Origin of the sequence: Rhodococcus sp. IEGM 1370 (assembly GCF_033142325.1) — a bacterium.
Classification (GTDB): Bacteria; Actinomycetota; Actinomycetes; order Mycobacteriales; family Mycobacteriaceae; genus Rhodococcoides.
Map to the genome: position 1 here is coordinate 1 of NZ_JAWLRY010000014.1, position 25,895 is coordinate 25,895.

24 protein-coding genes, 1 tRNA gene and 1 other RNA gene are annotated in these 25,895 nt (G+C 65.5%); 16 read left to right on the top strand and 10 right to left on the bottom strand.

The features are described from left to right. Positions 1-69: 69 nt before the first annotated feature. Positions 70-486: a hypothetical protein gene (locus tag R4P47_RS16845; protein WP_317785245.1), complete on the top strand. Its 417-nt coding sequence runs from the start codon at positions 70-72 to the stop codon at positions 484-486. 199 nt (positions 487-685) lie between these two features. Here R4P47_RS16845 and R4P47_RS16850 read toward each other — a convergent pair whose 3' ends face one another. From R4P47_RS16850 to R4P47_RS16865, 4 genes are read right to left on the bottom strand one after another with little or no spacing between them, the layout of a single operon-like run. Continuing rightward, positions 686-1,717 carry an ABC transporter ATP-binding protein gene (locus tag R4P47_RS16850; protein WP_317785246.1) on the bottom strand — a complete coding sequence of 344 codons (1,032 nt, stop codon included), beginning with the start codon at positions 1,715-1,717 and terminating at the stop codon, positions 686-688. After that, positions 1,714-2,487: an ABC transporter permease gene (locus R4P47_RS16855; protein WP_317785247.1), complete on the bottom strand. Its 774-nt coding sequence runs from the start codon at positions 2,485-2,487 to the stop codon at positions 1,714-1,716. Before R4P47_RS16855 ends, R4P47_RS16850 begins: the two co-directional genes overlap by 4 nt. After that, positions 2,484-3,323, bottom strand: a complete 840-nt coding sequence (locus R4P47_RS16860) for an ABC transporter permease (protein ID WP_317785248.1) — start codon at positions 3,321-3,323, stop codon at positions 2,484-2,486. The genes R4P47_RS16855 and R4P47_RS16860 overlap by 4 nt, the downstream gene beginning before the upstream one ends. Then, positions 3,320-4,531, bottom strand: a complete 1,212-nt coding sequence (locus R4P47_RS16865; protein ID WP_317785249.1) for an ABC transporter substrate-binding protein — start codon at positions 4,529-4,531, stop codon at positions 3,320-3,322. The genes R4P47_RS16860 and R4P47_RS16865 overlap by 4 nt, the downstream gene beginning before the upstream one ends. Positions 4,532-4,699: 168 nt before the next feature. Here R4P47_RS16865 and R4P47_RS16870 point away from each other — a divergent pair, with 168 nt between their 5' ends. Then, on the top strand, positions 4,700-5,368 hold the full coding sequence (locus R4P47_RS16870) for a TVP38/TMEM64 family protein (RefSeq protein ID WP_256989370.1): 669 nt from the start codon (positions 4,700-4,702) through the stop codon (positions 5,366-5,368). Then, on the top strand, positions 5,365-5,976 hold the full coding sequence (locus R4P47_RS16875; protein ID WP_317785250.1) for a CDP-alcohol phosphatidyltransferase family protein: 612 nt from the start codon (positions 5,365-5,367) through the stop codon (positions 5,974-5,976). The genes R4P47_RS16870 and R4P47_RS16875 overlap by 4 nt, the downstream gene beginning before the upstream one ends. On the opposite strand, the gene R4P47_RS16880 is transcribed toward R4P47_RS16875, so the two are convergent. Next, positions 5,948-7,384, bottom strand: coding sequence for a dihydrolipoyl dehydrogenase family protein (locus tag R4P47_RS16880; RefSeq protein WP_317785251.1), 1,437 nt, complete (start codon positions 7,382-7,384; stop codon positions 5,948-5,950). The two genes, R4P47_RS16875 and R4P47_RS16880, sit on opposite strands and share 29 nt — an antisense overlap. A gap of 63 nt (positions 7,385-7,447) precedes the next feature. Here R4P47_RS16880 and R4P47_RS16885 point away from each other — a divergent pair, with 63 nt between their 5' ends. Both R4P47_RS16885 and R4P47_RS16890 read left to right on the top strand, forming a co-directional pair. Next, positions 7,448-8,095 (top strand): class I SAM-dependent methyltransferase, encoded by a 648-nt coding sequence (locus R4P47_RS16885; RefSeq protein WP_317785252.1) that lies wholly within the window; start codon positions 7,448-7,450, stop codon positions 8,093-8,095. A gap of 164 nt (positions 8,096-8,259) precedes the next feature. Further along, complete coding sequence (locus tag R4P47_RS16890) at positions 8,260-8,877, top strand: dihydrofolate reductase family protein (RefSeq protein ID WP_317785253.1); 618 nt, start codon at positions 8,260-8,262, stop codon at positions 8,875-8,877. Positions 8,878-8,889: 12 nt separating this feature from the next. Here R4P47_RS16890 and R4P47_RS16895 read toward each other — a convergent pair whose 3' ends face one another. After that, positions 8,890-9,612, bottom strand: coding sequence for a hypothetical protein (locus R4P47_RS16895; RefSeq protein WP_317785254.1), 723 nt, complete (start codon positions 9,610-9,612; stop codon positions 8,890-8,892). A 28-nt stretch (positions 9,613-9,640) separates the two neighbouring features. Beyond that, the gene (locus R4P47_RS16900) at positions 9,641-10,549 is read right to left on the bottom strand and encodes a LysR family transcriptional regulator (RefSeq protein ID WP_149407250.1); all 909 of its coding nucleotides are present in this window, start codon (positions 10,547-10,549) and stop codon (positions 9,641-9,643) included. Positions 10,550-10,686: 137 nt separating this feature from the next. Here R4P47_RS16900 and R4P47_RS16905 point away from each other — a divergent pair, with 137 nt between their 5' ends. Both R4P47_RS16905 and R4P47_RS16910 read left to right on the top strand, forming a co-directional pair. Then, positions 10,687-12,102 (top strand): MFS transporter, encoded by a 1,416-nt coding sequence (locus R4P47_RS16905; protein ID WP_094669902.1) that lies wholly within the window; start codon positions 10,687-10,689, stop codon positions 12,100-12,102. Next, positions 12,099-12,845, top strand: coding sequence for a 3-hydroxybutyrate dehydrogenase (locus R4P47_RS16910; protein WP_149407251.1), 747 nt, complete (start codon positions 12,099-12,101; stop codon positions 12,843-12,845). The genes R4P47_RS16905 and R4P47_RS16910 overlap by 4 nt, the downstream gene beginning before the upstream one ends. Before the next feature lie 218 nt (positions 12,846-13,063). On the opposite strand, the gene R4P47_RS16915 is transcribed toward R4P47_RS16910, so the two are convergent. Continuing rightward, a tRNA-Ser gene (locus tag R4P47_RS16915) sits at positions 13,064-13,151 on the bottom strand. Positions 13,152-13,246: 95 nt separating this feature from the next. On the opposite strand from R4P47_RS16915, the gene ffs reads away from it, so the two are divergent. Both ffs and R4P47_RS16925 read left to right on the top strand, forming a co-directional pair. After that, positions 13,247-13,341: signal recognition particle sRNA small type (gene ffs / locus R4P47_RS16920), an RNA gene on the top strand. Positions 13,342-13,394: 53 nt separating this feature from the next. After that, entirely contained in the window at positions 13,395-14,681 is a 1,287-nt protein-coding gene (locus tag R4P47_RS16925; protein ID WP_317785255.1) for an aminotransferase class I/II-fold pyridoxal phosphate-dependent enzyme, read from the top strand. A 60-nt stretch (positions 14,682-14,741) separates the two neighbouring features. Here the strand turns inward: R4P47_RS16925 and R4P47_RS16930 are convergent, their stop codons facing one another. After that, positions 14,742-16,259: an MFS transporter gene (locus tag R4P47_RS16930; protein WP_317785256.1), complete on the bottom strand. Its 1,518-nt coding sequence runs from the start codon at positions 16,257-16,259 to the stop codon at positions 14,742-14,744. A gap of 104 nt (positions 16,260-16,363) precedes the next feature. Between R4P47_RS16930 and R4P47_RS16935 the strand changes: the two genes are divergently transcribed. Together R4P47_RS16935 and R4P47_RS16940 are read left to right on the top strand one after the other, a co-directional pair. Next, positions 16,364-17,035, top strand: coding sequence for a TetR/AcrR family transcriptional regulator (locus R4P47_RS16935; RefSeq protein WP_317785257.1), 672 nt, complete (start codon positions 16,364-16,366; stop codon positions 17,033-17,035). 172 nt (positions 17,036-17,207) lie between these two features. Next, positions 17,208-18,452: a lipase family protein gene (locus R4P47_RS16940; RefSeq protein ID WP_317785314.1), complete on the top strand. Its 1,245-nt coding sequence runs from the start codon at positions 17,208-17,210 to the stop codon at positions 18,450-18,452. A gap of 24 nt (positions 18,453-18,476) precedes the next feature. Here R4P47_RS16940 and R4P47_RS16945 read toward each other — a convergent pair whose 3' ends face one another. Continuing rightward, a complete protein-coding gene (locus R4P47_RS16945; protein WP_269595570.1) occupies positions 18,477-18,806 on the bottom strand; it encodes a YnfA family protein in 330 nt (109 codons plus the stop codon). A 101-nt stretch (positions 18,807-18,907) separates the two neighbouring features. On the opposite strand from R4P47_RS16945, the gene phoU reads away from it, so the two are divergent. Genes phoU through R4P47_RS16970 form a run of 5 tightly spaced genes read left to right on the top strand, consistent with a single transcriptional unit; the run spans position 18,908 to position 25,887 of the window. Continuing rightward, on the top strand, positions 18,908-19,561 hold the full coding sequence (gene phoU / locus R4P47_RS16950) for a phosphate signaling complex protein PhoU (RefSeq protein ID WP_068050449.1): 654 nt from the start codon (positions 18,908-18,910) through the stop codon (positions 19,559-19,561). A 37-nt stretch (positions 19,562-19,598) separates the two neighbouring features. After that, positions 19,599-20,402: a transglutaminase family protein gene (locus R4P47_RS16955; RefSeq protein ID WP_317785258.1), complete on the top strand. Its 804-nt coding sequence runs from the start codon at positions 19,599-19,601 to the stop codon at positions 20,400-20,402. Positions 20,403-20,431: 29 nt separating this feature from the next. Beyond that, positions 20,432-21,007 (top strand): HhH-GPD-type base excision DNA repair protein, encoded by a 576-nt coding sequence (locus tag R4P47_RS16960; RefSeq protein WP_149407259.1) that lies wholly within the window; start codon positions 20,432-20,434, stop codon positions 21,005-21,007. 51 nt (positions 21,008-21,058) lie between these two features. Continuing rightward, on the top strand, positions 21,059-23,452 hold the full coding sequence (locus R4P47_RS16965; protein WP_317785259.1) for a helicase-associated domain-containing protein: 2,394 nt from the start codon (positions 21,059-21,061) through the stop codon (positions 23,450-23,452). Positions 23,453-23,496: 44 nt separating this feature from the next. Beyond that, a complete protein-coding gene (locus tag R4P47_RS16970; protein WP_317785260.1) occupies positions 23,497-25,887 on the top strand; it encodes a DNA polymerase III subunits gamma/tau in 2,391 nt (796 codons plus the stop codon). Positions 25,888-25,895: the final 8 nt, after the last annotated feature.

Sequence of the window (25,895 nt, forward strand, 5' to 3'; positions counted from 1 at the left end):
CGAAACGCTCCACTACTCTGGCCTCGGCACCGAGGATCAGCCCCAACTGGAGGCGGCACAAAACCTAGGGTGATTCATGATGCCATCGCCGTCATCGAGTGGGGAACAGAGGAAACAGCGGAGTGGATCGAGGACGTGAACCCGATCCAGTTACTTCCTGGCCAAACGATCTTGCCGACGCCCCGCGACCCAGAAGAACTGGAACCGCTACCGAACGGCGTCGACGCGATCCTTGAGAGCGTTGCGGCTTGGGCGGCAGGGTACGACTCCGGGCTCAAATGGAACGAGAAAGACAAGCTGAAGGCCGACATGATGAACCGCCCCGATCGCTGGCTGCCCATCACCGTCGAGCGAGTGCGTGCCAGGTGCCGCGCTCTCGGCATGCGCGCGGACGATGTCGATACGATCGCCGGCTTCCTTCAGCGCCGCAAAGAAGGAGGTCGCTTCAACGTGCGGACCTCCTATCGCACGTTTCAGTTCAACTAGTCCACCCGCTCGGTCAGCTCCCAAGTGCAGGCATGAGTGCAGCATCATCAGGTCGTTGACGGGCGACTTCGGTCCCGAGCGCGCATGTCCGTCAACCAATACCGACGATGCGAAAACTGTAGTTCCAATGGGTTGGGCGATGTGGGCACTGCAGTCGGATCCCGGAGCGCGAGGACTGTGAACAGCCACATCCTCAACCTCAACCCGTGACAACAAATCTCGCCCCACCCGGGATCTGCAACCCCACTGCATCCCCGACCCGTACCGCAGATCCCGCCGCCAACTCCACTTTCACTATCGCCGACCCCACCGTCACGTCGGCAATACTGCGAAATCCGGTAGGCCTCAAACTCGAAACAACCCCACGAATCCCGTTGTTATCCAAATTGATCAGCTCATGTCGCAACAACAACACAGCAGGTCCGGAAGGCACATTTACACCCTCGACCTCCAGCTCCCCGAGCTCGGAGCGATGCACCCCAACCCCGTCCCACTGCCCCTCGATTTCGTTGATCCCGCCCATCAGTCGCGAGACCGCCAGGGTGCTCGGACTCGTGTAGGCAGTCGCGATATCGGAGTGATGCTCCAGTCGGCCGTCGATGAGTACTGCGACCGAATCGGCCAGCACCGCCGCTTCCTGCTGATCGTGGGTGACGAGCAGCAGGGTCTGATCCAACGTCGAGCGTAATTCCCGGACGAGGTCGTGCATTTCGGTGCGCAACACCGGGTCGAGCGCACTGAAGGGCTCGTCCAACAACAACACTCGCGGTGAACCGGCGAGCGAACGCGCCAACGCCACCCGCTGGGCCTGCCCACCCGATACCTCGGACACCGCACGATCTCCAATGTCGCCCAGATGCACCAGGTCGAGGTACTCCCGGGCCCGCTCGCGCGACCGCTTGCGACTCTCCCCGGCAGCGCGGTAGGCGAAGCCGATGTTGTCGAGTACCGACATGTGCGGGAACAACATCGGTCGCTGGAACACCATCCCGACTCCGCGGTTCTCGGCCGCAACGTCGTTCACCTCGCGACCGTCGATGCGCACCGTGCCGGCGGTGGGTGAATCCAGTCCCGCGATGAGCCGTAGCGCCGTGCTCTTGCCCGAACCCGACGGCCCGAGAATGGCCGTGCACGACCCCGGCGGCACAGTGAGGTCCAACGAATCCAGAGCCGCAACCGATTGACCGGCATGGACTTTTGTGAGTCCGTGAACGGACAGTTCGACGCTCATCGTGCACTCCTACGCCGCAGTCGAGCGAGCATGAGCACCAACAACAACGGCGGCACCACGGCGGCGACCGACAGCGCAGCCACCACCGAATCGTTGCCGGTCCCAGCGGCGAACGAGGCGACGAGAATGGGCACGGTGACCAGTCTGCCTCCACCGATCAACAAGGTGATCACGTAGTCGCTCCACGCCACGAGAAACGCAAGCAACGCCGCCCCCGCCAACGCCGGAGCCAGTAGGGGAATGCGAATCCGCCGCAACACCATGGCACTCGACGCGCCGAGTGTCCGAGCCTCCTCCTCGTAGCCGATGTCGTACGCGCCGAACGCCACTCGCATCAGGTACGTCGTATACGGAATGGCCGCAACGGTCAGCAACGCGATCACCGCCACCGTGCTCGGAATGCGCGAGCGCAACACCAGCACATCGAGTCCCAACGCGACGGCAAACGGGGGCAGAGCCAGCGGAGCGAAAAGAACTCCGGCCACCAAAGCGGGAAAGCGCACGGTACCGTTCACCAGCGCGCGAGCAGCCAACGCGCCCAGGGGCGTTGCGATGGCGGCGACGGCCAGAGCGAGCATGGTCGATCGCACGAACGCATCGACGCCCCCGGCATCGAGGGCACTGCGGACGCCGTCGAATCCCCATTCCTGCGGAACCGATCCGGGAAACGACCAGCGATTGCTGATGGCCCACAAGACAACCGGAATCAGCGGAAGCAGGAACCACAGGACCAACACGGCCCGGCCGAACGCTGGAAAGACCCGAGTCATTTCCACGCTGCCGATCTGCGCAGATAGTGCAGGGCCATCGCGGCCACGACCACCGTCAGCGCGGTAGCGATCGTCGCGGCAGCTGCTGCCTGTGGACGCGTCTGAAGATCGATCGAGGTGAACAGTCGAATTGCCATCACCGACAACGGCTCCGGATACGGTCGGCCCAGAATACGGGCCACCTCGTAGGAACCGACGGTGTAGGCGAACGCGATGGCCGCCGACGCGATCAGTGCGGGCCGGGCCAACGGCAGCGTGACCAATCGGAGCCGAGCCCACCGGCCGGCGCCCAAAGTCGCCGCCGTCTCGTCGAATGCGGCGACTCGGGTGGCGAGAGTCCCGGCCACGACGACGGCCACGAAAGCCGATTCCTTCCAGGCGTATTCGGCGACGACGGCAATCCACCAGCGCCCGCCGACCAACTCCGGCCAGCCACCCTGGGTCAGGCCGAGAATACGGGGCAGCATCCCCGAATCTGCCAGCAACAATGCCATCGCGGCCGCCCCGATCAGGTGCGGCACCGTGACCGTCAATCCGGCGGCGACGAGCACACTGCGCTTACCGGATAGGGCAGTCAGCGCCGCGGCAAGCCCGATCACCGTGGCCAACGCCGTCGAGACGATGGCAATCGACAGCGTCAGCACCACCGAGCGCCACAGATCACCGCCCAGAGCGGAGTATGCGTCGACCGATAGTGCGGGGGTTCCGACCAACGGCATCAGCCCCAGGCTCTGCAGCACCACGGTTCCGAGACCGCCGCCGACGACGAGAACTACCAGCACGACGGCAGGCAGTACCGCCGCCGTGCCGCGAAAGCTCTTCGTGGACGCGCTCACTGACCGGCGAGCACGCTTCGACGCCAACCCTCGTCGACCGGCGAGACCCAGTCCGCCGAGAGTTCGGGATGCGCGTTTTCCGACAGCTCCTCGTAGGAGGGCAGAACCGTCGAACTCAGCAACGCCTCGAACCGGGAGCGGGCGTCATCGGGCAATCGGTCGATATCGAGCACGGTGAACTGCCCCCACACGTCCGGCGTCGCCTTCTCGAGTTGTTGCTCGGGCGACAACGCGAGATTGGCAACCACCTGCGCCGCGGCCGACTTCCCCGACGTCGACGGAATGGCAAGGAAACTCGCATTCCCGACGGTTCCCTCGTCGAGAGTCAGGACGCGGGTCTCCGGCGGGAAGGTGCCGTCGGCGACGAGTTTCGGGAGGGTCGCGGGGCCGTACGTCATCGTCATGTCGACCTGGCCACCTGCGTAGAGAGCGTCGAGCTCGGAGGAGGACTGCGGATACGTCGTTCCTCCGCGCCACAGCGATGGGGCGAGCTCGTTCAACTGATCGAACAATGCCGGGGCGAGTCGGTCGTAGGAGTCCTGATCGAATTGAGCGGGAACCTCGTCGACGCCGCCGGAGGCGTTGATCAACGCCTCACGTACGAACACCGAGCCGGTGAAGTCCGGGGGAGCGGGGTAGGTGAAGCGGCCCGGGTTCGCGCGAGCCCAGTCGAGCACGCCGTCGAATGTCGTCGGCGGATCGGGGATGGCTGCCGCGTTGTAGACCAGTGTGAATTGAGCTTTGTGCCAGGGTGATTCGCAGTTCTCGACTGGAGTGCCGAAGTCGTCGAGCAACAGCGGATCCTCGGGGTCGGTCAATTCCATGTTCGGCAGATTCTGCGTCCAGCCGCACAGCCACGCGCCTGCCTGTTTACCGGTGCCGAAGTTCGCGCCGTTGACCCACACCAGATCCACTTCGCCGTCGGTGACCCCGGCCTGCCGCTCGGACAGGATGCGGTTGACGGCGTCGGTCGTCGATTCCACCGGCACGCGGCGAAGCGTGACACCCTCCGCAGCGGCCGCGGGGGTGAGCACGTCGTCGACGTAGGCATTGCCCTGCTCGTCGCCGCCGTACATCCACAGCGAGACGGTCTGCCCCTGCGCCTGCTGTTCGATCTCGCTCCACGACTGCGCCTCGGCAATCGGTGCTTCCGAATCCGGCGCAGCACAGGAGGTCAGCAGCAGCCCTGCGCTCGCCGCAATCGTCACTGCGCACCGTACTGAACGAATCACCGTGGGCCCTCCAGATCAACCGAAGCAGCCGTCGTCGACGCTGCCCTCACCACCGTAATCGGTCGAATGAGACAACCGCTGAACACGCGGGCACACGGGTCTTGTGCACAATGGATCCTGACCGCCGGACGAGAGGCACATACCGTGACGCAGGACCGCCCGACGCGTAGTCGCCGCGGCACCACCCTGAAATTGCTCGCGGCTGCCGTGGTCGTCATCGCTCTGGTGATCGTGCTCGGCACCGTCGACCTACCCGATCCGTCGTTCATCCGTGACCGAGTGGCATCGGCCGGGCCGTGGGGCATCGCGCTGTTCGTGGTGCTCTATGCCGTCCTGTCGGCTACTCCGTTCCCCGCCAGCACGTTGACCATCGCGTCGGGCCTGCTGTTCGGGTTGGCGGTGGGCGCAACCGTCGTGGTGTTCGCCGCCACGATGGGGGCGTATCTCGGGTACTGGGGAGCGCGGGCGCTGGGACGCGGCCAGGTGGCCCGCACCGAATGGGACAGGCTCCGCCGACTCGACGCCATGCTCGGACGACGCGGATTGCTGTCGGTGCTGCTCGTGCGTCTGGTGCCGCTGCCGTTCTCCTTGGTCAACTACGCGGCCGGAGTCAGTGCGGTGGGTCAACGTGATTACGTGGTGGGGACGATGGTCGGCATCGTGCCGGCGACCGTCGCCTACACCGCGCTCGGGGCCTACGGAACGTCTCCATTCTCGTGGCCGTTCGCCATCGCATTGCTCGCGGTGCTGGCGATCGCGGCGGGTTCGGCGCTGTTGGCCCGACGTCTCGGTTTGACCGGCGCTGCCGAATGATCGACAGCTATCTGCGCCGCCACCTCGAAGGCCCGCTCGATCGCTGTGCCCGGGCCCTCGACCGCCCCGCGATCACACCCGACCGCATCACCGCCGCCGGACTGGTGCTCGGTCTCGGTAGTGCACTGGCGGCCGGGCTGCAGTTCTGGATCCTCGCCTTGGTGTTGTGGATCGTCTCCCGCATCGCCGACGGCCTGGACGGGCCACTTGCGCGTAGGCGTTCCAATACGGCTGGTGCGGGCGGATTCTTCGACATCACCGCCGACTTCGTGGTGTACGGCACCACGGTGGTGGGCGTCGCGGTCGGTGCCTCGGCCGGATACGACGCCCCCTGGTGGCCGTTCTTGCTGGTGCTGTTGGCGTACTACATCAACGGCACCGCGTTCCTGGCGTTCTCCTCGATCGCCGAGCGCACCGGTCGTACCATCGACGACGGTCGATCGCTGTCGTTCCTGGGCGGATTGGCCGAGGGTGCCGAAACCATTGCGGTGCACAGTCTCTGGCTACTGCTGCCCGGTATCTCGTGGCAGATCGCGGTGGTCTGGGCGGCGGTGGTCGCGGTGAGCTCCACCCAGCGAATCATCGCTGGGTATCGCGCGCTCTCCTGATCCACGTGCCGCGCACTTTCGCCAGTGCGGCCGTTGCTCGGGAAATCACCGGAGAACCCAGCTGCGCCTTCACGTCTGCGATCGCCGCGTTCCACGGCCCGTCGTTGTACGTCGGATACGGGTGCGTTGCCCCGGCGAGGTCGCGGGTACGCAGCCCCTGCTCGATGGCGATGATCAGCTCCCCGATCGTCTCGCCCGCTCGCGGTCCCACCACACACGCCCCGACGATGCGACGCTTGGCATCGAGCACCAGCGTCGTCGATCCGTTCGTAGCTTTCTCGGTGACGGCGCGATCGACGTGGTGATGGTCCAGAATTTGCAGCCGTAGTCCGCGACTGCGAGCGGTGCGCACATCGATTCCCGCCGAGGCGATCTCGGGATCGGTGAACGTCACCCGCGGAGTTCCCGTCGTACTCACTTTTCGGTTCAGACCGAGTGCCGCATTGCTCGCAGCCAGACTGCCGTGCACACCCGCAGTGTGCGTGAACTGAGGATGACCGGTGAGATCTCCGGCCGCCCAGATGCGAGGATTGGTGGTTCGCAGATGCTCGTCGACCTGCACGAATCCGTTGTCGTTCAGTTTCACACCGGCCGCGTCCAAGCCGAGCGACGCGGTTCTCGGAGTCCGTCCGGTGGCGATGAGCACTCGATCGAATGGGATCTCGACACCCGTATCGGTCACGGCCGAGCCGTCGGCGATGCGCACGACGGTGGTGCAGGTCAGCACGCGCACGCCCTCGTCGGTCAACGCCTGCGTCAGGATCGACGAGGCCTCAGGATGCTCGCGGGGAAGGATCGTGGCCGACCGTCCGACGAGGGTGACGTCCGATCCGAGACGCGAGAATGCCTGCGCCATTTCGCAACCCACCGTACCGGCACCGACTATGAGCAGTCGCTGCGGCAAGTCCTTCAGATCCCACAGGGTGTCGCTGGTCAGGTAGTCCACGTGCTCGATGCCGTCGATCGCCGGCACCGTGGGATGCGCGCCGGTGGTCACGATTGCCTGACCGAAATGCAGTATCCGCGTTCCGACTTTCACCGTGTTCGCACCCGTGAAAACGGCGTCGCCACTGATCACGTCCACCCCGGCTTCGGTGAGTGCCTCCGGCGAATCGATCGGCGCGATCTCGGCGATCGAGCCGTGTACGTGCTGCATAACGCGTGCGAAATCCACAATCGGTGGCTGGGTGACGATGCCGAAGCGGGACGCGGATCGAACCGTCTGTGCCGCCGAGGCCGCCGCGAGCAATGCCTTGGACGGAACGCATCCGGTCCAGAGGCAATCGCCGCCGGTGCGTTCGCGCTCGATCAGCACGACGCGAACGCCGAAGCCAGCTGCGGTCTTCGCCGCCACGATGCCGGCGGTGCCGCCGCCCACCACGACCACGTCGGCACGGTTCTCGGGCACACTCGAAGACGAACGACGGATTCCCATACTTCCCACTATGCCCGCGCCCTGGAGAGACCCGACATGAGACGACCGACGAAATACACGATGTCGGCCCGCCTGTACGACGTGATCTCCTTCGAATGGCCGGTGTATCGCGCCGGACGGGAGGCGGCGTTCGAGCTACTGAATCTGCCTGCGGGAAGCCATGTTCTGGACCTCGGCTGCGGGACGGGGCTGAACTTCGCCGGGCTGCAGCGGATGATCGGCCCGACCGGCTCGATCACCGGAGTCGACGCGAGCTCACAGATGCTCGAACAGGCCAGGCGGCGAGCCGACCGAGCCGGCTGGGACAACGTCACGCTGGGCGCCGCCGACGCCACGGCCCTCACCAGCGCGGATCTGGGCGAGGCTGAGTTCGATGCTGCGCTGAGTACGTATGCGCTCTCGCTGATGACGCCGTGGCAGGCGGCTCTCGACTCGATGATCGCGCACACTCGCGAGGGCGGTGCCGTGGCCGTCGTCGATATGCAGCGACCCGTCGGACGGGCGGCGGTGTGGACCCCGCTGGCGAAGCTTGCCTGCCGACTCGGAGGGTCAGACATCGAGGCACATCCGTGGACCGCGATGACGCCACTGCTGCGCGATCTGTCGACTCGCGCCGTCCGCGGCGGCCACATCCAGGTCCGCGTCGGGACAGTCGGCTTTCGGCCGGCAGCGCCGATTTCATGAACCACGCTCTCCTCCGTTACGACCAGGCGACACTTCCCGGTGAGTTTCCGCTCCGACCGAGTTCCTTATTGCCGTAAGCACTCTGTCGGACCGCACGAACACCGTCGGTCCCGGCAGCCGCACCGGCTTCCTCGCACAGAGCATCCATCGAACCAGGAGGAATTATGGGCCTCATCACATTGGAGCTTTTTGCAACCCTCGACCTCGTCGCGCAATCACCCGGAAGCCCCGAGGAAGATCCCGAGAACTTCCCCTTCGGTGGTTGGCAGGCTCCTCTGCTCGACGAGGTCTCCGGAGCGCAGGTCGACGCCGCATACGAGGGCACGGATGCGCTCCTGCTCGGCCGACGCACCTACGACATCTTCGCCGCCTACTGGCCGAACCAAAAAGGCTCGTTCGCAACGCTGTTCAACGCCATACCGAAATACGTGGCCTCGCGCGGCACACCCGATCTGCGGTGGGACGGTTCGACTCAACTCGGACCGAACCTGGTCGATGCGGTGCGTGAAATCCGAGATCGACACGACCACATCAAAGTGGTCGGAAGCCTCGATCTGGTGCAGACCCTGTTGCGCGAGAAGCTTTTCGACCGCCTCGATCTGTGGGTGCATCCCATCCTGCTCGGAGTGGGAAAGAGAGTGTTCGCCGACGGCACCGTGCCCAGCAATCTGACGTTGCTCGAGCCATCGGCCGTCGACGGCAAAGGCACCGTCTACCTGCGGTACGCCCTCGACGCGGGAACCCCGGAAGTCGGGAACATGGACGACGTCCTGGGCGACTAGTTCTGCGGGAACTCACTTCTTCTGGCGTCGGCTACCTCCGTGCCAGTCCTGTTGCACGCCCGCTTCGTCTTCCTGCACGCCGAGGGCCTTCAGCTGTGGAAGCTCACGCAGACTGCGCTTCATCTCGGCGAATCCGGGGAAGCGAGCGAGTCCGATCACGTTGTCCCACAGCGGTACTGCCTCCTCGTCGCTGGGCAGACGGCTGATCACCGGCCCGAAGAACGCGACGCCGTCCGGCGGCTCGAAGGCGATGATCGGGGTTCCGACGTCCTTGCCGGTGAGCGAGAGAGCATGATCGGTTTCGGCTCGGATCTCCTCGTCGAGAGACGAATCATCCAGTGCTGCCGTGTGATGGGTGGGCAGTCCGAGTTTCTCGAGGATCGGCCCCAGGAATTCTGCGGTTCCTCGATGGCCGTGGCTCGTGGCGTCGTCGGGCACCACCTCGGTGTCGAAGATGTGGGTGCCGAGGGCCTCGTACAGTGGCCCGATTGCGTCCGACCCGTGCTCACGACGAATAGCGGCAGCGGCCCGCAACAGTCGCAGACCCGCGGTGTGGCCGGCCTCGTACTCGGGTGGAAAGTGCGCGTCGTAGTCGATGTGCGAGTTGAGCAGCCGCAGCGAGATGAACCGCCAGTCGACGGTGTAGTCGCGCTGGGCCTGGACCTTGCGAACCCATTTGCTGGTCATCCAGGCAAACGGGCACACCGGATCGAAATAGAACTCGATATCTGTCATCAGGGGTCTCCTTATGGGGCGTAGGTATTCAGTGTTCACCCAACAGTGCCGAACGTTGTTCGGTGACGACGGCGCGGATGGCGTCGACCACCGCCGACACCTCCGGCCGTCGCAGGGTTTCGGTACGGGTGACGAGCCAGTAGGTCAGTTTCACCGCGATGGCGTCGGGCAGGACTCGTCGGAGGTCGGGGTGGCGGTCGGCCATGAAGCACGGCAACAGCCCGATGCCCGCGGATGCGCGGGTGGCCTCGACGTGGACGAAGACGTTGGTGGAGGTGACCGATTCGCGCATCGTCGGGGTGAAGTTGGGGGCCAGATCGAGATCGTCGACGTGCAGCATCGAATCGATGAAGTAGATGAACGGGTGTGCGGAGAGGTCGGCCGGCACCTGCGGAGTTCCGTGGTCCTCCAGATAGTCCTCGGATGCGTAGAGGCCGAGTAGATAGTCCCCGAGCCGGATGGCCTCGGCGCGATGCACTTGCGGTTGGCCGACGACGATCTCGATGTCCAGGCCCGATCGTTGCTGCGACGCGCGCCGGGTGACCGCCACGATTTCCACGGACACCCGCGGATGAGCGCGCTGCACCCGCGCCGCGGCCGGAGCCGCGATGTAGGCGCTGAATCCGTCGGTCGCCGAAATTCGTACGACGCCTTCCAACGCGCCGACATCGCTCGAGACGAGGGTGCGCAGCGCATCCTCGACGGCCTCCGCCGCGGCGAGTGCGCCGCGGCCAAGCTGTGTCAGTTCCCAGCCACCGGCACCACGGGTGAGAACCCGGCCGCCGAGCGTGTCCTCGAGTGCGGCGATGCGTCGGGAAATGGTCGTGTGGTTGATGCCCAGGTCGTCGGCGGCGGAGCTGTAGCGACCGGTACGACTGACAGCGAGCAGCACCAGCAGGTCGTCTGCACTGGGGATCTTCGCGCCACCGAGCGTCATGTGTGCAGTTTTGCAGATCCGACCTGCGTTCATGGCTCTTGCGCCCACAAACATCTGCACCAATACTCAGAGCAACCCGCAGTTGTGTGGTCCATCACATGCATGAACGTGACGTGCTGAGTAACACAGGAGAAAACATGAGCGTCGATCAGCCGCTGACAGAACGACCAGAACCGGATCCCGATGCCACGCCCACAGGCCTGAAGAAGGTCGTCGGGGCGTCGATGGCAGGCACCATCGTCGAGTGGTACGAGTTCTTCCTCTACGGCACCGCCGCAACGCTGGTGTTCAGCAAGATCTTCTTCGCTGCCGGAACCAGTGAGCTCGACGCGATCCTCGCGGCCTTCGTCACCTACGCCGTCGGCTTCGTCGCACGTCCGTTGGGCGGCATCGTCTTCGGCCACTACGGCGACAAGTACGGCCGAAAGAAGTTGCTGCAGTTCAGCCTCGTCCTCGTCGGCGGAGCCACGTTCCTCATGGGCTGCCTCCCGACCTTCGAGGCCATCGGCTACTGGGCACCGGGACTGCTGGTGACCCTGCGATTCATCCAGGGCTTCGCCGTCGGCGGCGAATGGGGCGGCGCGGTTCTCCTTGTCGCAGAACACAGCCCGAACAAGTCCCGCGGATTCTGGGCCAGCTGGCCGCAGGCAGGCGTCCCCGCAGGCAACCTGCTCGCCACGGTCGCGCTGCTCGTCCTGACGACCACACTGTCCGACGAAGCCTTCCTCAGCTGGGGCTGGCGCGTCGCGTTCTGGCTCTCCGCCGTCATCGTCTTCGTCGGCTACTACATCCGCACCAAGGTCTCCGACGCCCCGATCTTCCTCGAGGCTCACAAGCAGGCCGAGGTCATCAAGGCCGCGTCGTACGGCGTCTTCGAGGTCGTCAAGCGTTACCCGCGTGGCGTGTTCACCGCGATGGGACTGCGCTTCGGTGAGAACGTCATGTACTACCTCGTCGTCACCTTCTCCATCACGTACCTCTCGGTCGAGGTGGGTACCGACACCTCCACGATCCTGTGGTGGATGCTCATCGCCCACGCAATCCACTTCTGCACGATTCCGTTGGTGGGCAAGCTCGCCGACCGCGTCGGACGTCGCCCGGTCTACTTCGCCGGAGCCGTCACCGCAGCAACGTGGGGCTTCTTCGCCTTCCCGATGATGAACAGCGGCCACAACGTCGTCATCATGCTGGCCATCATCATCGGCCTGATGTTCCACGCCTTCATGTACGCCACGCAGCCGGCCATCATGGCCGAGATGTTCCCGACGCGGATGCGGTACTCCGGTGTATCCCTCGGCTACCAGGTCACCTCGATCGTCGCCGGTTCGCTGGCCCCGATCATCGCGGTCAAGCTGCTCGACATCTATGGCTCGTCCGTCCCGATCGCGGTGTACCTGGCCGTGGCCTGCGCGATCACCGTCGTGGCCGTCGTCGTCGCTCGGGAGACCAAGGGACTGGCGCTGGAAAGCATCGACATCGCCGACGCCAAGAACCTGGCCACCGAGGCCGAGCTGGCGAAGGCCGGTCTGCTCGACAAGACTGCACAGCGATGACCGACCTGAACGGACGCTCCGCCCTCGTCACCGGGGGAGCGTCCGGCATCGGGGCCGCGTGTGCACGCGAGCTCGCCGGTCGCGGTGCCCGCGTCACCGTCGCCGATGTGAACGACGTTGCCGCAAAGGAATTGGCGTCGGAGATCGGCGGAGACGTGTGGTCGGTGGATCTGCTCGACACCACCGCGTTGGACGACCTTCGGTTGGACGTCGACATCCTCGTCAACAATGCGGGCATCCAAACCGTCGCACCGATCGTCGACTTCGACCCGGGCGCGTTCCGGCGAATTCAGACTCTGATGGTCGAGGCTCCGTTCCTTTTGGTTCGAGCTGCGTTGCCGCACATGTACTCTCGCGGTTTCGGTCGAGTGGTGAACCTGTCCTCGGTGCACGGTCTACGTGCCTCGGAATTCAAGGTCGCCTACGTCACCGCGAAACATGCCCTCGAAGGACTGTCGAAAGTGACGGCCCTCGAAGGTGCCGCCCACGGTGTGACGAGCAACTGCGTCAACCCGGGATACGTGCGAACACCGCTGGTGGAAACACAGATCGCAGACCAGGCCAAGGCACACGGCATCCCCGAGAACGAGGTACTCGAGAAAGTTCTGCTGACCGAGGCCGCCATCAAACGACTCGTCGAACCGGCCGAAGTCGCCTCACTGGTGGGCTGGTTGACCTCCGAAAACGCCGGCATGGTGACTGGAGCGTCCTACACCATGGACGGTGGTTGGTCGGCTCGATAGTTCGGCCCCGCCCCGCGTCAATGGACCACTGCATACGTCTGGCCGCGTCAATGTGACATCGACGCGGAGACGTGAACTGGGTGGATGGACCACTGCATACGTCTGACCGGTGCAGTGGTCCATTGACGCGAACGGGGTGGGCGCGAACCGGAGCGGGCGGGTGAACAATCTCGTCTCGAGCAGCAAGAAGCCCCCGTGACATGTCACGGGGGCTTCTCTGGCGGAGGATAGGGGATTTGAACCCCTGAGGGCGTTAACCCAACCCGCGTTCCAGGCGAGCGCCATAGGCCACTAGGCGAATCCTCCGTGGGGGAGCTTACCCGGTTACCCCCACCATCTCCCAAATCGGGAGGCGCGAAGGGTGGTGATGTGATGTCGGACGGGAGGCGGCTACACTTCCTAACGGATCCCGCGCGGCGCGCATCCTGTGAACTCCCCCAGGGCCGGAAGGCAGCAAGGGTCAATGGGCTCTGCCGGGTGCGCGGGGTCCCCTTTATTTCAGTGACATCGACACTGTCCGGGGAACCCGTCACCGAGAGGCCGCTCCGCATGCCAGCGCAAACCCAGTTGGGTCTGATGAACCATGAGGAGCTTGCCTCCGAGCACGAGCGGCAGAGCGCGAAGTACACGCAGCTCAAAGCCGAGAAGCTCACTCTCGATCTCACTCGCGGCAAGCCGTCGCCCGAGCAGCTCGATCTCGCTGCTGACCTGCTGACGCTTCCGGGTTCGGATTACAAGGACGGCAACGGCACCGACTGCCGCAACTACGGCGGCCTTGCGGGCCTGCCGGAACTGCGTGCCATCTTCGGTGAACTGCTCGGCATCCCGGTGAAGAACTTGCTCGCCGGCAACAACGCCAGCCTCGAGATCATGCAGGATCTGGTGGTCTGGGCGCTGCTGCACGGGCTGCCCGATTCCCCTCGCGCCTGGTCGGCCGAGCCGAACGTTCGCTTCCTCTGCCCTTCGCCCGGCTACGACCGGCACTTCGCGATCACCGAGAGCTTCGGCATCGAGATGATCCCGGTTCCGATGGGACCCGACGGCCCGGACGTGCACGAGATCGCCAACCTGGTGGCGTCGGATCCGCAGATCAAGGGCATGTGGGTGGTGCCGAACTACGCGAACCCCACCGGTGCCGTCTACTCGGAGGACGTCGTTCGCGCGCTGGCCACCATGCCTGCGGCCGCACCCGATTTCCGATTGTTCTGGGACAACGCCTACGCGGTGCATCCACTGACGGAGGAATTCGCGCCGTCGTACGACGTGTTGGGCATGGCCGCCGAGGCCGGGTTCCCCAACCGCCCGTTCGTGTTCGCGTCGACCTCGAAGATCACGTTCGCCGGTGCGGGGGTCAGCTTCCTCGGCAGTTCCGAGGAGAACCTCGCCTGGTACCAGAAGCATTTCGGCAAGAAGAGCATCGGCCCGGACAAGTTGAACCAGCTGCGGCACCTGCGCTTCTTCGGTGATGCCGCAGGTGTGCGGGCCCACATGGCCAAGCATCGCGAGATCCTGGCCCCCAAGTTCGCTCTGGTGCAGCAGATTCTCGAGGACCGTCTCGGTGCGTCGAAGATCGCATCCTGGACCGAGCCCAAGGGCGGCTACTTCATCAGCCTCGACGTGCTCGAGGGCACGGCCGCGCGGTCGATCGCGCTGGCCAAGGAAGCCGGAATCGCTCTGACGGCCGCCGGCTCGGCCTTCCCGTACGGAAAAGATCCGGAAGACAAGAACATTCGCCTCGCCCCGAGCTTCCCCTCACTCGGTGAGCTGGAGAAGTCGATGGACGGCGTCGCGACCTGCGTTCTGCTGGCCGCGACGGAGAAGCTGCTCGAAGGCTGACGCACGTGAGCGGAACCTCGTAGCAGGCTACGAGGTTCCGCTCACATGCGGCGAAGCCGCTCAGTGTCCGACGACTACCGCACCTTCGGGAGCAGACGGCAACGGTCCGTTCTTCAGCAGCGTCGCCGACAGCACCGCGCCGAGCAGGAAGATTCCCGACGCCCACCAGAACGTGGTGGTGTAGCTGGCGATCTCCGCGTTGGCCTGTAGCAGTGCCACATCGGTTGCCGTCGCCATGTTGGAGCTGACGTAGCTGGTCGCCGCATTGGCGGCCACGGTGCTCAGCAGGGCCGTGCCGATCGAGCCGCCCACCTGCTGCATCGTGTTCACCGTTGCCGATGCGACACCGGAATCGTCGGGGTCGACGCCCGAGATCGCGCCCTGCATTGCCGGGGCCATGGTGGCACCGAGGCCGAGGCCCATGATGACCAGGCCGGGCAGGATGTGCGTGACGTAGCTGCTGTCGACGTCGATCTGCGTCAGCAGCGCCATGCCGATCGAGGCCACGACCAGGCCGGTCGTCATCAGGATGCGGGGTCCGAAGCGGGGCAGGATCAGCGCCGTGGACAGAGTCGCCGTGAGGATCAGCGACGCGATCATCGGCATGAAGGCGAACCCGGTGGTGATGGGCGTGTACTTCAGCGTGTTCTGCAGGTAGTACGTCAGGAACAGGAACACCGCGAACATGCCTGCGCCGGTGACGAATACAGCGAGGAACGATCCCGCACGAGTGCGGTTCAGCACGATCCGCAACGGCAACAACGGATGCTCGACGCGCATCTGGATGGTCACGAACACTGCGAGCAGTACGACACCGGCGGCCAGGAATCCGAGGGTGACCGAGTTGCCCCAGCCGTCGGACTCGGCGTGAGCGAAGCCGTAGACGATGGAGAACAGTGCGGCCGAGACGGCGAGGGTGCCGGGGATGTCGAGCTTGGGGCGGACGTCGACCTTGTGCTTGGCCAGGAACAGGAATCCGCCGACGAATGCGAGCGCGGCGAAGATCAGGTTGACGTACAGGCTCCAGCGCCAGTTGGCCCATTCGGTGAGCATGCCGCCCAGCAGCAGGCCGAGAGCGCCGCCGCCGCCGGCGATGGCACCGAAGATGCCGAATGCCTTGGCGCGTTCCTTGGTATCGGTGAAGGTGGTGGCCAACAGGGACAGGGCCGCGGGGGCGAGCAGAGCGCCGAAGACACCCTGACCGGCGCGGGCCGCGACGAGCATGCCGAAGTTGACGGCCGCGCCGCCCACAGCCGACATCAGCGCGAAACCGACGAGCCCGATGAGGAAGGTGTTGCGTCGTCCGAAGAGGTCGCTCAGTCGTCCACCGAGCAGCAGCAGGCTGCCGAACGCGAGTGCGTACGAGGTGACGACCCAGGAGCGGTCGGCGTTGTCGAAGCCCAGGTCGAGCTGGGCGGCGGGGAGTGCGATGTTCACGATGGTCGCGTCGAGCACGACCATGAGCTGAGCCAGCCCGAGCGTCGCGAGAATCAGCCAACGATTCCGATGCGAACGTTCGTCGACCGGCGTGGTGTTCGACGTGGCGTCGCCCACGTTCTCCGATGAAAGGGTGGTCATAGTGTCCTCGGTTCGACTATGCGGAGGTGTACCCTCCGGTTGTAGAACAAGGTAGCAGCGAAGTGGAGGAATGTCCTCCGCTTATCGGGTGAAACGGACATCGAATGAGTGTGAGAGCGGACACAACGGCATCGAAGCCACTACGGGCTGATGCCGAACGCAATCGACGTCGCATCGTCGACGCGGCCCGCGAACTGTTCGCCTCACACGGCATCGACATCACGCTCGACGACGTCGCGGCGCACGCCAAGGTGGGCGTCGGCACCGTCTATCGGCGTTTCTCGTGCAAGGAAGAACTGATCGACGGCGTGTTCGAGCAGCGTCTCGAAGACATGCTCGCGACCGCCGAACGGGCGCTCGAAGCCGGGGATCCGTGGGACGGGTTGGTGCAGTTCCTCGGCGATGTGTGCGCGGGAATGGCACTCGATCGCGGTCTCGGAGACGTCGTTCTCGGGTCCGATCAGGGCTGCCGAGGGATCGCTCAGGTTCGCTCGCGCATCGATCCGTTCTTCGAGAAGATCGTCGAACGAGCACTGGCATCCGGTCAGCTTCGGCCGGACGTTGCCGTCAACGACTTCTATCCGGTGCTCGGCATGATCGGCGCGAGCGTCGAATTCTCCAGCACCGTCGACGCGTCGAACTGGCGACGCTATTTCACCGTGTTGCTCGACGGTCTGCGCGGCGACGGCGTTCCAAGGTCGACGCTGCCGGGGCGGCCCTTCACCAGCGACGAGGTCGATGCGGCCAAGACTGCGATGCATCGTCGTCGACGCTGATCGTGAGGAGAACGAACTAGCCCTATGCGTTGTGTGGCGCATCATGTAAGGTGCGTCACGATAAGTGCTACACGGGGTAGCGCTCACTCGAGTCCGAGTGATCGACGTTGGGGGTTATCAGGTGCGTTGCAAGCGCGTGTTCGGGTCGGCTGTGGCGGTAGCGGCAGTATTCATGGGGGTGACGGCACCCGCGGTGTCGGCAGCCCCATCGACGGGATCGACCGTCGAATCCGATTTCTACATTCCACCGAGCCCGCTCCCCGCAGGCTCCCCGGGTGACGTGATCCGGTCCGAGCCCTCGCATCTCGCGCTGTCGGTTCCCGGGATCGACGGCCCGCTGCCCGGTACGGCAACCCGAATCATGTACCGCAGCAACGATTCCAACGGCGAAGCCAATGCCGTCACGGGAACCTACATCGATCCCGCCGCGGCGTGGACCGGGCCCGGCCCACGTCCGCTCGTCGTCCTCGCCCCGGGAACTCAGGGTCAGGGCGATCAGTGCGCGCCGTCGAAGATGCTCAACAACGTCATCACCTACACCCCGCCGCTCGGCTTCATGGTCGAGTACGAGGTTCTCGCGGCATACTCGCTGCTCTCGCAGGGCTACGGCGTGGTCATCACCGACTACGAGGGCCTCGGTACGCCGGGTGCGCATACATACGTTAACCGCGCGTCGGAAGCTCACGCTGTGCTCGACGCGGCCCGCGCCGCACAGAACCTGCAGGGCACCAAGATCTCCGCCGACGGCCCGGTCGCCGCGTACGGCTACTCGCAGGGCGGCGGAGCAGCCGCTGCTGCAGCGGAACTCGCCGATGAATACGCACCCGAGATGAACCTCGTCGGCACCTACGCCGGCGCACCTCCCGCGGATCTGAAGGCGACCCTCGAGCAGGTCGACGGCACCATTCTCACCGGAGTCATCGGATACACCCTCAACGGTCTGCTCAACTCCGACCCCGGTTTGCAGCCCATCATCGACGAGAACATCAACGACGCAGGCAAGGCCATGCTGAATCTGGTCGCGAATCAATGTGTGGGAGAAACGATTCTGAACGTCGGGCTGCACCGCACCAACGAGTACACCAAGACCGGCGAGCCGCTGTCGGTGGTGCTGGACAGGCTGCCCGTCGCTCAGGAGATCCTGGCCAAGAACAAGATCGGTGAGCGAACGCCGAACGCTCCGGTGCTGATTCAGTCCGGTACGTCCGACGACATCGTTCCCCACGGACAGGCCGTCGGACTGGCCGGTGACTGGTGCGGCAAGGGTGCCACCGTGCAGCTGAGCGCCGCGCAGGTTCCGGCCATCGTCCCGGGTTCGGGTGCCGGACACCTGATTCCGGATATCCTCGGCCTCGGCGAGGCGCAGAACTGGATCAAGGACCGGTTCTACGGGGTGCCCGCGCCGTCGAACTGCTGATCTTCTCGGTACGGCCCGCGTGAGTCAGCGCGGGCCGTACATGATCACCGCGACGCCGATCAGTGCGATCGACGCTCCGGTGATGTCCCACCGGTCGGGTCGGAAACCGTCGACCACCATTGCCCAGAGCAACGATCCCGCGACGAACACCCCGCCGTACGCCGCCAGAATCCGGCCGAAGTTCGCGTCGGGTTGCAGGGTCGCCACGAAGCCGTAGGCGCCGAGAGCGAGCACCCCGGCTCCGGCCCACAGCCACCCGCGATGCTCTCGAATCCCTTGCCATACCAACCATGCTCCGCCGATCTCGAACAGAGCGGCGACGCCGAACAGCACTATCGACTTCAACACAGTCATGGCGTTCAGCGTCGCACAGCGCCGTGGGAGGTGTAGAAACAAGTGTTCGGGGGTAAGGCCTACAGGCCCAACAGGGCCGAACGGTAGGGGTTGAGTACTTCATGCGGGACAGTTACGCCGAGACATTGGATTCGCTGGCGTCGAATTTGTCCGAAATGTCGCGAATTGCCGAGAAGGCGATGGCGGACGCGACTCGATCGTTGCTGACGGCGGACATCGTTCTCGCCGAGCAAACCATCGAATACCGCGAAGAAATCGACATGCTCGCAGTCGAATGGGAGCACGGAGCCTTCGGCTTCCTGGCCCTGCAGGCCCCCGTTGCCCACGACCTACGACGCGTCGTCTCGGGTATCAACATCGTCGCCGATCTCCAGCGCATGGGTGGCCTGGCCGTACACATCGCCGAACTGGTTCGCCGTCGCCATCCCGCGCACGTACTGCCGCCCGAGGTCGAGGGCGTGTTCGAGCAGATGGGTCGAGTTGCCGTCGCGCAGGCCGAGTCCACGCAACGCGTCCTGGAGACCCGAGACGCCGAACTCGCCGCCGACCTGCGAATTCAGGATCAGGAGATGGACGCGCTGCACCGCAGCCTGTTCATGCTGACCTCCGCGCCCGACTGGCCGCACGGCGTTCCTGCCGCAGTGGACATCACGCTGCTCGGGCGCTTCTACGAGCGATACTCCGACCACACCGTCGAGGTCGCCAAACGAGTCATCTTCCTGGTGACCGGCGATCGCCCCACCGACGAGTCATAGTCTGCGCGAACGGCTCGAAGATGGCAGGATCGGCACGATGAAACGTGATGTCTCTGCGTACCTCGATGTCGACGTGACCGAGGCCAGCACCCTCGAGTTCCAGATCGCAATTGCACCGCATCCAGGAACCGATGTGTGGGAAGCACTCTCGTTCACACTCGACGGTCAGCCGATCGAGGCGCAGGAGATCAGCGGTGCTCACGGCACCCGCATCCACAAGATTCACGCCGGCGTCGGCAAGCTCGAGGCGTCGTACTCGGCGACCGTCTACGGCAACACCGAGCCCGCTCCGGTCTCCGACTACGACCTCTCGCTTTACCTGCGGCCCAGCCGCTACGCCGAAGCCGACAAGTTCTTCGGCTTCGCAGCAACGGAATTCGGCTCGTACCCGCCGTCGGAGAAGCTGCTCGCCGAGGTGTCCTCGTGGGTCGGCGCGCGGCTGAGCTACGTACCGGGCAGCAGCGACCCCATCGACGGCGCAGTCGACACCCTCCTTGCCGGTGCCGGCGTCTGCCGCGATTACACCCACCTCGTGGTTGCGCTGCTGCGTGCCGTCAACGTCCCTGCTCGCCTGGTCGCGGTGTACGCGCCGGGCTGCGATCCCATGGACTTCCATGCGGTCGCCGAAGCATTCGTCGAAGGCCAGTGGCGAGTGGTGGACGCGACCTGCCTCGCACCGCGATCGACCCTCGTGCGCATCGCCACCGGACGCGACGCATCCGACACCGCCTTCCTGGACAACCACGGCGGATCGATCATCCTCAACAGCGCCGTCGTCGGAGCCGTCGTCGACGGCCCATTGCCCTTCGACGACATCACACAGTTGGTGTCGATCACCTGACCCCAGGGGTGCGTGGCAGGATCGAGGCCATGTCCCGCACACTGCACCTCGTCGGCGATCCTGAGGCCGATGCACTGCTCGCCGAGGATCCGTTCGCGCTGCTGATCGGCATGCTGCTCGATCAGCAGGTACCGATGGAATCGGCGTTCGCAGGACCGAAGAAGCTCGTCGACCGTCTCGGCGATCTGAACGTCGATACCGTCGCCGACGCCGATCCCGACGAGTTCGCTGCCCTGTGCGCGCAGACCCCGGCCGTCCACCGGTTCCCGGGTTCGATGGCCAAGCGCATCCAGGGGCTCGCGGCGTTCCTGGTCGAGAACTACGACGGCAAGCCGCAGGAGATCTGGACTCGGGACGATCCAAACGGTGCCGAAGTACTGAAGCGTCTCAAGGCCCTCCCCGGCTACGGCGATCAGAAGGCCCGCATCTTCCTCGCGCTGCTCGGCAAGCAGATGGGCGTCACGCCAGACGGGTGGCGCAAGGCCGCCGGAGCGTACGGCGACGACGGTGCGCGTCGATCCATCGCCGACGTGGTGGACGAGAAATCGCTGCTCGAGGTGCGCGAATTCAAGAAGGCAGCGAAAGCCGCAGCCAAGAACAAATAAGTCTGTCGGTGCCCGTCGATACAGTGGCCAGAACTTTCACCGGGGGGCGAAATGACCGACAGTATCGAGACCTACGAGGGCTGGCTGGCGACTCTCGACGAGGACGCACTCACCGATCTGCTGCACCGTCGGCCGGACGTGGCGACCGACCCGCCACCGCGCTCGTTCGGCTTGCTCGCGCAGTTGCTCGGTGCACCGTCTCGGGTGTCGATGCTGCCGCGTCGACTCGACAGCGGCGCGCTCGCTCTCCTCGAATTGTTCGCGCTCATGGGCGATCTGAGCCGCGCCGAGATCGGGCACTGGGCGAGTGAGGGCCCGATCAACGAGACGCCGCACATCGATGCAGCTCTCGCTACGCTGACGGCCTACGGGTTGATCTGGCCGCACTCCTCGCCCGGTGCAGGCACGGTCGAATACTCACCCATCGATCTGTCCGGGGTGTTCTCGCATCCGTTCGGACTTGCCCGCAGGCAGCGAAAACTGTTCCTGCACTGCGCCGTCGAGCAGGACCGGCTGGCTGTGCTGTCGATCCTCGGAATCGACCCGGTGCTCGAGCGAGGGACGCGCGCCGACGCCGTTGCAGCCGCGATGACGCCCGAACGGATCAGGGCGCTGTTCGACGGCGGGTCGGAGGAGATGCGAGCGATGTTGTCTCGCTTCGTCGATGGCAAGCCGGTGTCACTGATCTTCGACATTCCGTCGAGCGCGGGGACCCTTGCCTTCGAGCGGGGATTGTTGTATCGACTCGACGGGCACCGCGTCGAGATGCCGCTGGAGGTGAGCATCGCCCTGCGCGGGGACGGGTGGCGTCTGCCCATCGAACTCACGCCGCCGACCTTCGACACTCGCGTGCTCTCGCACGACGACGTGCGGCGCACTCGTTCCATCGCACTGCTGCAGTTCTGCGAGCACACGCAGGCATTGCTGACGGCCATCGACGCCGACGGCCTGACGACGATGAAGACCGGCGGGGTCAGTGCCAAGGAACTTCGGTCGCTGACGAGCAGGTTGAGATTCGCCGACGAACACGACACCGCGTTGATGTTGATGCTGGCGCGCGAAGCCGGGCTGCTGGCCGAACGCGGAAAGACCGGTGTCGCGTTGACCTCCGCCTACGAGACGTGGTCGACGAGCGCCCGAGCCGAACAGGCGGCGACGCTGGTGACCGCGTGGTGGAGTTCGCCCTTCACTCCCACTCACCGAGTGCCCCGTGCGTCGCAGAAGACCGTTCCCGTGCTCAAGAAGATGCTCGACGACCCCGCGGCAACGGACCTGCGCGCAACGGCGCTGACAGCTCTGCTCCGATACGAGGACGTCGACTCGCCGGTGACGGTTCTGCAGGATGCCGAGGAGTTCGCCCGGTACCTGGACTGGCACATCCCGGTCGTCTCGACGACCGCCGGGCCCGGCCACGTGCACGCGCTGTGGTTGGAGGCGAGTCGACTCGGGATACTGGCCGACGGTGCGCCGACCGATCTGTGCCGCACCCTCACCGAGTTCCCCGCGGGTCGAGACGGTGACCCGAGCGAAATCCGTGCGGCTCTGGCCGCACAGTTGCAGGACATGGCCGAGTGGGTGCCGTTCTCCGTTCGGCTGTTGCCCGATTCCACGGCGGTGGTGACCGGACCACCCAGTACCGAGGTGGCGTCGATTCTCGGCGCGGCCGCCCAGCCCGAGTCGAGGGACGTCGCATCGGTCTGGCGGTTCACTCCCGCGACCATTCGAGGGTTCTTCGACACCGGCGGCACCGGCGACGAGTTGATCGATGCGTTGACCGCGATGGCCGACACCGACGTACCCCAGGCTCTGAGCTACACGATCCGGGACTGCTGGCGTACCTACGGCGCACTGGCCGTGCGCAGAATTCCCTGCGCCATCGTCTCCGAGGATGTCGTCCTCCTGGCCAACATCGAGACCGACGAGTCCCTGGCCGTGCTGCAATTCCAGCGCCTCGCTCCGACCGTCCTGGTCAGTTCTGCCACGCCGATCGACACCATCGCTGTGCTCCGCAGGCACGGATACTCCCCGGTGCGGCACTCCGACACCGGGCAACTCCAACTCGACAGCGCACCCCGCATTCGCGCGGGGGACTCCCGGCCGACGCATCGTGCCGTCCACCCGGCACGGCACCGACGCGAACCACGCGAGCTCGCGCGGCTCCTGCTGGCCGGCAGCAGCGGAACCGTCGACGAGGCACGAGTGCGGTCTGCGCTGGATTCCCACGGCCGGCTGCTGCCGCGAGAGCTGGATCTGCTGACCGACGCCGCAGCGCGCGGCACACCCGTCACGATCGACTATCAGAACTCCAGGGGAGCCATCGTGCGGCACGCGATCTCGGATGCGTTGCAGGACGGCCATTGGCTGTACGCGCTGTCGGAATCGACCGGAAGCCGCGAGAGCTTCGCCGTCATGAACATCAGAGCGGTATCCACCGCCGCACAATGACCGGCGATGCAACTGTGTCCGTGGTCGCCGGTACCCTTTCGGGCGTGGCCCTCTACCGGAAGTACCGTCCTGCGACGTTCGCCGAGGTCGTCGGTCAGGAGCACGTCACCGAGCCGATCAGCGTGGCGTTGGACAGCAACAGAATCAACCACGCCTACCTCTTCTCCGGGCCGCGCGGCTGCGGAAAGACTTCCTCGGCGCGGATTCTCGCCCGATCGCTGAACTGCGCCGAAGGTCCCACTTCGACGCCCTGCGGCGTGTGCAACTCCTGCGTCGCCCTCGCCCCCGGCGGACCCGGCAACTTCGACGTCGTCGAGATGGACGCGGCCAGCCACGGTGGCGTCGACGATGCCCGAGATCTGCGAGACAAGGCCGTGTACGCCCCGGCCGAATCGCGCTACGTCATCTTCATCATCGACGAGGCACACATGGTGACCCCGGCGGGCTTCAACGCGTTGCTCAAGGTCGTCGAGGAACCGCCCGAGCATCTCGTCTTCATCTTCGCGACCACCGAGCCCGAGAAGGTGCTCCCCACCATCCGCTCGCGTACCCACCACTACCCGTTCCGGCTGCTCGCGCCGTCGACGATGCGCGTTCTGCTGGAAAAGATCTGCGGCCAGGAGCAGGTTCCGGTCGAAGACGCGGTCTACCCGTTGGTCATCCGCGCCGGCGGCGGCTCGCCCCGTGACTCGCTCAGCGTCATGGATCAGCTCCTCGCCGGAGCCGGACCCGAGGGCGTCACGTACCCGCGAGCACTGTCGCTGCTCGGCGTCACCGACGTCGCACTCATCGACGAGGCCGTCGACGCATTGGCTGCGGGCGACGGCGGCGCACTGTTCGGCACCGTCGACAAGGTGATGGACGCCGGCCACGATCCACGCCGGTTCGCCATCGACCTCCTCGATCGCATGCGAGACCTGATCCTGATGAAGGCCGTGCCCGACGCCGGAGAACGCGGTCTGGTCGACGTGCCGGGCGACGTACTCGAGCGATTGCGTGACGAGGCCGATCTGCTCGGCTCGGCGACACTGACTCGCTACGCAGAGATCGTGCACTCGGGACTCGGCGAGATGCGCGGTGCCACTGCCCCGCGCCTGCTCCTCGAAGTGATGTGCGCCCGCATGCTGCTGCCCTCGGCCTCCGACGCGGAATCGGCGGTGCTGCAACGACTCGAACGCGTCGAACGTCGCTTGGACGTCACCCTTCCGGCGGGGGAGCAGGCAGCCGTCGCCCAGGCAGTTGCGGATCCGACGCGACCGCAACTGCAACCCACCGAGGAGCCCGCACCCTCGGGTCCGGCACCGGTGAGCAAATTCCAGCGACCGTCACAGCGCCCACCGGCCGCAGAGCCGACAGCGCCGACACCGGCACCGGCACCAGCTCCGGTGGCAGCCGCTCCCGCAGTCTCAGTTCCCACACCGGCACCCACGCCCGAGCCGACATCTGAACCTGAACCGGTTCCGACACCCGCACCAACACCGGAGCCCGAGCCCACACCTGAGCCAGCTCCGGCACCCGAGCCCACACCTGAGCCAGCTCCGGCACCCGAGCCCACACCGACGCCCGAGCCCACACCAACACCCGAGCCGGCACCGACACCCGAGCCTGAGTCCGTCCCGGAACCCATTGCCGTGCAACAGGATTCGGCCCCGGCTGCCCCGGCTGCCCCGGCTGCCCCGGTCGCCCCGGCTGCGCCGACCGCCCCGACGCCGCATGAGGATTTTCCGCCGGAGCCCGAGGACGATTACGGTCCCGAACCGGATCCCGTGTTCGAGTCGGAACCGGAACCCGTGGCGGCCCCTGCCGCCGCGTCGAACGAGCCCGACGCAGCTGCGGTTCGCGCGGTGTGGTCCGAGGTGCGTACGAAAGTGCGGGAGCGGAGCAGGACCGTCGAGGTGATGCTCTCCGGAGCCTCGGTGCGCGCGGTCGAGAACGGCACCATCACGCTCGGCCACGACTCGGCACCGTTGGCCAAGCGGCTCGAGGAACCCCGCAATGCCGACGTCATTCGCGACGCTCTGCGTGACGTGTTCGGCGTCGAATGGTCGGTGGTATGTCTGGTCGGTGCCGCGGCACCACCGGAACAGTCATCAGCAAAAAAAGATGAACCGGCAGCGAAACCCGCGTCGCTGCCGAAGTTCTCGAGGCCGAGCCAGGCAGGGGCTTCCCGTCCCACGTCGGACGGGTTCGGATCAGCGGGCGACGGATCCTCGGCCGGCATCGGGGCGGACGACATTCCGATGCCCGAAGCCCCGGACTATCCGGACGAGCCCGAGCCGGTAGGCCCACCGCCGCCGGAGACCCCGGAGGACGAGGAAGAGTTGCTCAAGGCTGCCGCCGAGCCTGCCGATCCCACGGTTCGCCGGGACCCGGAGACAGTGGCGATGGAGCTGCTGGTGAGCGAATTGGGAGCGGTACCGCTCAAAGAGATCTGATCGACGGG